The sequence below is a fragment of the Erythrobacter sp. QSSC1-22B genome (assembly GCF_001678665.1).
In the GTDB taxonomy this organism is placed as follows: domain Bacteria; phylum Pseudomonadota; class Alphaproteobacteria; order Sphingomonadales; family Sphingomonadaceae; genus Qipengyuania.
Map to the genome: position 1 here is coordinate 1 of NZ_LZRP01000020.1, position 4,742 is coordinate 4,742.

Here is a 4,742-nt window from a genome sequence, read left to right on the forward strand (position 1 = left end):
AGTGCAACGTCGGAGATGATGAGATCGGGCTTTCGCAACAGCGCTTCGGTGACCGCTTCATCCTGGGAAGCAGCGAATGAGAATGAGGTCGCGCCCTCCTTTGCCAGCAGAGCTTCGAGGTCCATCGCCATTAGCGCCTCGTCCTCGATAATCAAAACGTGACTCACGCTGCGCTATTCTCCGGTTCTATTATCGTTTGAAACGCCGGATAAGGTGCTTGGTTTCGTCCCGACCAGTATTTCGTTTCCTTCACGCAGTTTAGGCATGGCCGCGTTTCGCTGGATCAGGAAACACGAGCTTGAGTTCGGTCCCCTTAACGGACGCCCAGGTCGTATCGCCTTGAAGCTGACGTGCTAATGCCCCGATGAGCTTCATGCCCGTTCCCGATCCTTTAGCTGCGGTCGCGGTGGCCGTCGGTATGCCGCATCCGTCATCAGCGATGACAACCTGAATTCGTTTATCATCCAGTCGCTCTATGCGAAGCGAGATCGTGCCGCCGGCGGGACCGAAGGCGTATTTGAGGCTGTTGGTCGCGAACTCGTTGATGATCAGGCCCAACGGCACGGCCCGGTCCGGGCTGAGCTTGATGTCGTCGATATGGACGGTGAACTGGATTGCACCAGCCTGATCGCCGTGGAGTTCGATAAGATGTTCCACGATCTTGTGGGCGTAGGAGCGCAGGGAGAGCATGCTGTTACCTTCAGCATAGACATGTTCATGCGCCAGCCGGAGGGTTTCAATACGATTCCCGACCAGCTCCAGTTCGGCGCGCGCCTCTTCTGACTTAGCGCTGCGCGCCCGCACTTGCACCAGGCTCGTGATCATGCCGATATTGTTCTTGATCCGGTGTTGCAGCTCGACCAGCAGACGCTTGTTCTCATCCAGAGCAACCCCGAGGTCGCGGCGCTTGTGGAGCCGGTCGATCACTGGCCCCAGGACACCGGCGTATATGCGCAGGAACTCGATATCCTCTTTCCCGAAATCGCGAGGGCTAACGCTGTCCACTTGTAGCAGACCATATGGACTTTCATCGCGCGATACGAAGATAGGCACGTTCACTAAAGCCTTTACCCCGTGCTCGGCCAGGAACGGAGGCAATACGAAACGGGTTTCAGCGGATATGTCGGGCGTGACGACCGGCTTTGCCAGTTTGATAGCGTATGTTTCCGATGACTTATCGTGCATCTCCAGGGTGGTTTCCCCCACGATACCCGGACGCCAGCCGCAACCGGCCCTCACCAGCACCGATTCTCCACCCGGCTGAATTTCCAAGACCTTAGCCAGATCGGTCCCCAACGCCTCTCCAACGAGTCGACAGGCCTCCTCCAGAACCTCCTGAAGGTCGTTGTTCCGAAGAGCGAACTCACTGAATTTGGCAAGGACACCCTGGCGTTCGATTAACTTCTCGCGGGTGACCATTCTTTTCCCTCTTGATAACAGCTCTTGATAACATACAGCCTTCAGAGACGGCTTTTGCCAATGTGATGCCAACACATAGCCGTAAATCAATAGAAACAAAAGTAGTCCCCAGGCTGTAGCGAGGGGGTGTCACAACCGGTCAGTTTTGACACCAGCACTCGACCAACGCTTCTCGGCGGTTGGCGGGTGTCAGAACCCCGCTCATTAAGGTCCGCGTCCAGACCCGGCAAATAGCTTTGGTCACGACCGGGTTTTGGGTCGGTTGCTGAACGGCGGGATTTGCTGTTCAGCGCCCACAGACCAGACAGGCAGTTCACGGCCCAAATTCTGCCATTCGATGTCGCCGCTTGCAGATGACTGCTGTTGCGCCGCTAGCTGACTGGCAGCTTTGCGGGCAGATAGGTGTAAAGGGGCCTTTCATCGTAATACTGATCACCGTTCCGGCGCCAGACCGTTTCGTCCCGCCATCTATTCAGGCGATGGCCTAGTAGGCTCCGCTAGAAGGCGACGTTAGGCCACCACCGCTAGAGGCGGAAGTGGCCTCACACGCCCCACATCATAAGTTAGGTTAGGAGTTCGAGCCGATTGACACGCGTCATCTGGGCTCTCACCCATTTTTTGTACGATGCGGAAGCCTCCTCAAGCTGCTCAGCCATGCTGATTTCGGTGACGTTGAAATTATCGGGCACGGTAAATTTTAGCCCCGATCGGAGCAACGCAGCCACGACATAGTCGTAGCTTACGCTGTGATCTTCATGAAATTCGATCGCGCACAGGTCGAAAGCCTCGGCGATTAGAGGGTCGACAATCGTATAAATGAATTCAAGCGAGAGCGCCCTGAAATCCTGTTCGTCCGGAGCGCAGAAATGCTGAATGGCGTTTCGAGCGCGCCTCAGCTTCTCAAAGCAAGACGGATTCGGAATGCGCTTGCCGGTGGTCGCCCAGAGGATCTGCGGTAGCCGCTCAAAATCGTGTGTCCGCCCGCGTTGTATCAACGTTTCGACATTCAGCAGCCCAACGCTCTTGTCATCGAGATTGAAAATGTCTTTGAAAATGAGCAGCGGGTGCTCCCTAGCGATAATCGCCTTGAGAAACAGCTCTCCGGCGTGCGCGGTGTTGAGCACGCAGATATGTTCCCAATGCTCGTTGCCAGGATCGAAATACACGGCATGCGTATTCGCTTGCGTGAGCGCACCAACCGCAAGGTTCAAAATTCGGTTTGGAATGTCTTTCAGGGCACGGTTCATTTTGTTCCATCCCCAAACGTCATCTCGGCAAGGTCCTCTTGAATCAGGTCATAGAGGCCGGTGTTCATCGCGAGCATGCTGCCATCATCAAGGCGATCCAACTCCACGAGGCCAGCGCGCTCGAATATCTGCCAGATGTTCCGCTCGCCCCGCTCCAACCACAGCTGGATTGCGACGAGACGCCGTCGCATCCGTCGGCAGTCTTCCTCATCAAGGTTGCCTGGCCAGGCATTTTCATGAAACATTCGATGGACAAAATAATCCCGCTTGTCCTTGATCCACCGAAGGTACGCAATGTCGGCGGAAGCGATGTCATGGCGCTCCAGGATTTTGATGAGTGAGCCGAGTGTTGATCCCTCCAGCTGCGCATTCTTTGCAACCGAACGCGCCCACGCATCCTGGTCAGGGCCAATCGCCTTCTGCAGTTTCACTCGATCGCACATGTGCATGGCTGAAATCAGCATGCTCTCGAACTTGCCCACCGCGAGATAGGCACCAGCCATTTCCTGACAGTAGAGGAAACGAGCTAGATCGAGATCGGACATCGCTTCGATCAGCGACTGCAATTCATCCCTGCCGATCGTTGCCTTGAACATCTGAACTCTCAACCTCACTCGCTGCGTCTAGCCGGTCAAATGCGTGATCCGTATGCCGGCGCGCGCACCGCCACCGATGACTTTCAAGCAGTCAAGCAATGGACCACAAAGTCGGCCAACGTCTCCCAAAGCATTTTAAGGTGCTCGGGCGACACGCTAAAGTTCGGCGAGTGCACATAGCGATTGAGCGTATCGATCGAGACGATGCCTTCCCCTTGTTGCAGCTTGTTGATCGCGCCCAGATACTTCTTGTCGATCTTGCCCTTGGTATGAAGGTCCGCGGCGACTTTCGCAGCTTTACGCGACAGCTTGTCCGCCTCCTGCACGCCGGTCGGCTGTGCGCGCTTCACGTAATTTTCGATGGAGAGCTCGAGCAGGACGCGAAGCAAGACAGAGATTGCGTTGGGCTCCTCGCTCAACTCAAGCTTGTATTGAAGCTCCTCCCAAATAGCGCGATGGCGCTGCAAATGCGCTGGCCACGTTATACCGTAGTTCACATCCGGGATCAGATGGGGCCATGCTTGTGGTCGCGGCGGAGCAGGCGCAGGGCGCGGTGGTACATGTGAAGGGCCGGGAGCAGGCGCGGGGCTCGGTAAGGGCTTAGCACCCGACTTCGGCATCACCTTTGGTAGGACGCCTTCCGTATCCAGGCCGTCGATGTAAGCCAGCTTGGCTTCTGTATCCCAAATCTGTTCCAATGTGATTGTGCGGCTTGCTAGGTCATTGGCCACTCGATGAAGAGTGCTCAGCGTCTCCGCACGGTCGCGGATGATGTCGAGCTTGCCTTTGCGCACCGAGATGCCGAGGCGGTTCCGGAGCGTTTCAGCGGACAGCAAACGGTTGAGGTTCGATCGAGGGATTTTTCGTCCCGGAAGAAGCTTCGCCTCCTTGAGCAATTTCTCGATTTCGTCGGCGACGTTTAACCCCCCGCCCTTACCTGTCCGGACGACGAAGTTCGTCTTCATCCGGTCGTTCCACGTGCTCTGGCCTATCCCACCTTGCACACCGGTGTGCCGCCGAAAGAGGATATCATCGACGCGGTCCCGGTCCGCCTCGACCCTACATTCCAGTTTGTCGGGAAAGGTGCCCGGCCATTTCGGTTTCAGGTCGGCGAAAAACTGCTGAAGTTCGACCGTCGGCGCTCGCCTGGGGTTCGCGAGTAGCTTGAGGCAGGTCGTACGGCGATTGCCATCGGCAACGATATATTTGTCGCCAGATGGAAAGACGAGCGGCGGTTCGAAAACCTCCCCCTTGTTGACCAGGTCCTTCGCAAGGTTGCGCATATGAGGCTCTTGTGCCGCAAAGAGCTGTGCAATCGCCGCAGTCTCGTTCTCAAGTTCACCGTGCCGGTCATTGGCTGGATTGACGATCAACGATGCCAGCGGCAGCTTTCGATAAGTCATGCTTCCTCCCATTAGACGGAAGCGAGCATGACTTCGTTGCCTCGTCAATTGAATCCCTCATGGACGATCGCCTCACG

At 56.3% G+C, this 4,742-nt stretch carries 4 protein-coding genes; all 4 read right to left on the reverse strand.

Features of this window, described 5'->3' with window-relative positions; translation table 11 throughout:
- Positions 1-258 precede the first annotated feature (258 nt).
- Positions 259-1,419 carry a sensor histidine kinase gene (locus tag A9995_RS15560; RefSeq protein WP_067614696.1) on the reverse strand — a complete coding sequence of 387 codons (1,161 nt, stop codon included), beginning with the start codon at positions 1,417-1,419 and terminating at the stop codon, positions 259-261.
- Between the two features lie 563 nt (positions 1,420-1,982).
- Entirely contained in the window at positions 1,983-2,666 is a 684-nt protein-coding gene (locus tag A9995_RS15565) for a hypothetical protein (RefSeq protein WP_067614698.1), read from the reverse strand.
- Positions 2,663-3,262 carry a hypothetical protein gene (locus A9995_RS15570; RefSeq protein WP_145917023.1) on the reverse strand — a complete coding sequence of 200 codons (600 nt, stop codon included), beginning with the start codon at positions 3,260-3,262 and terminating at the stop codon, positions 2,663-2,665. The genes A9995_RS15565 and A9995_RS15570 overlap by 4 nt, the downstream gene beginning before the upstream one ends.
- 83 nt (positions 3,263-3,345) lie before the next feature.
- On the reverse strand, positions 3,346-4,665 hold the full coding sequence (locus A9995_RS15575; RefSeq protein ID WP_067614702.1) for a hypothetical protein: 1,320 nt from the start codon (positions 4,663-4,665) through the stop codon (positions 3,346-3,348).
- Positions 4,666-4,742: the final 77 nt, after the last annotated feature.

Excerpts from the sequence above, each read along its gene's own strand:
- A9995_RS15575 (WP_067614702.1), bottom strand. The coding sequence starts at position 4,665 with ATGACTTATCGAAAGCTGCCGCTGGCATCGTTGATCGTCAATCCAGCC.
- A9995_RS15565 (WP_067614698.1), bottom strand. The coding sequence starts at position 2,666 with ATGAACCGTGCCCTGAAAGACATTCCAAACCGAATTTTGAACCTTGCG.
- A9995_RS15570 (WP_145917023.1), bottom strand. The coding sequence starts at position 3,262 with ATGTTCAAGGCAACGATCGGCAGGGATGAATTGCAGTCGCTGATCGAA.
- A9995_RS15560 (WP_067614696.1), bottom strand. The coding sequence starts at position 1,419 with ATGGTCACCCGCGAGAAGTTAATCGAACGCCAGGGTGTCCTTGCCAAA.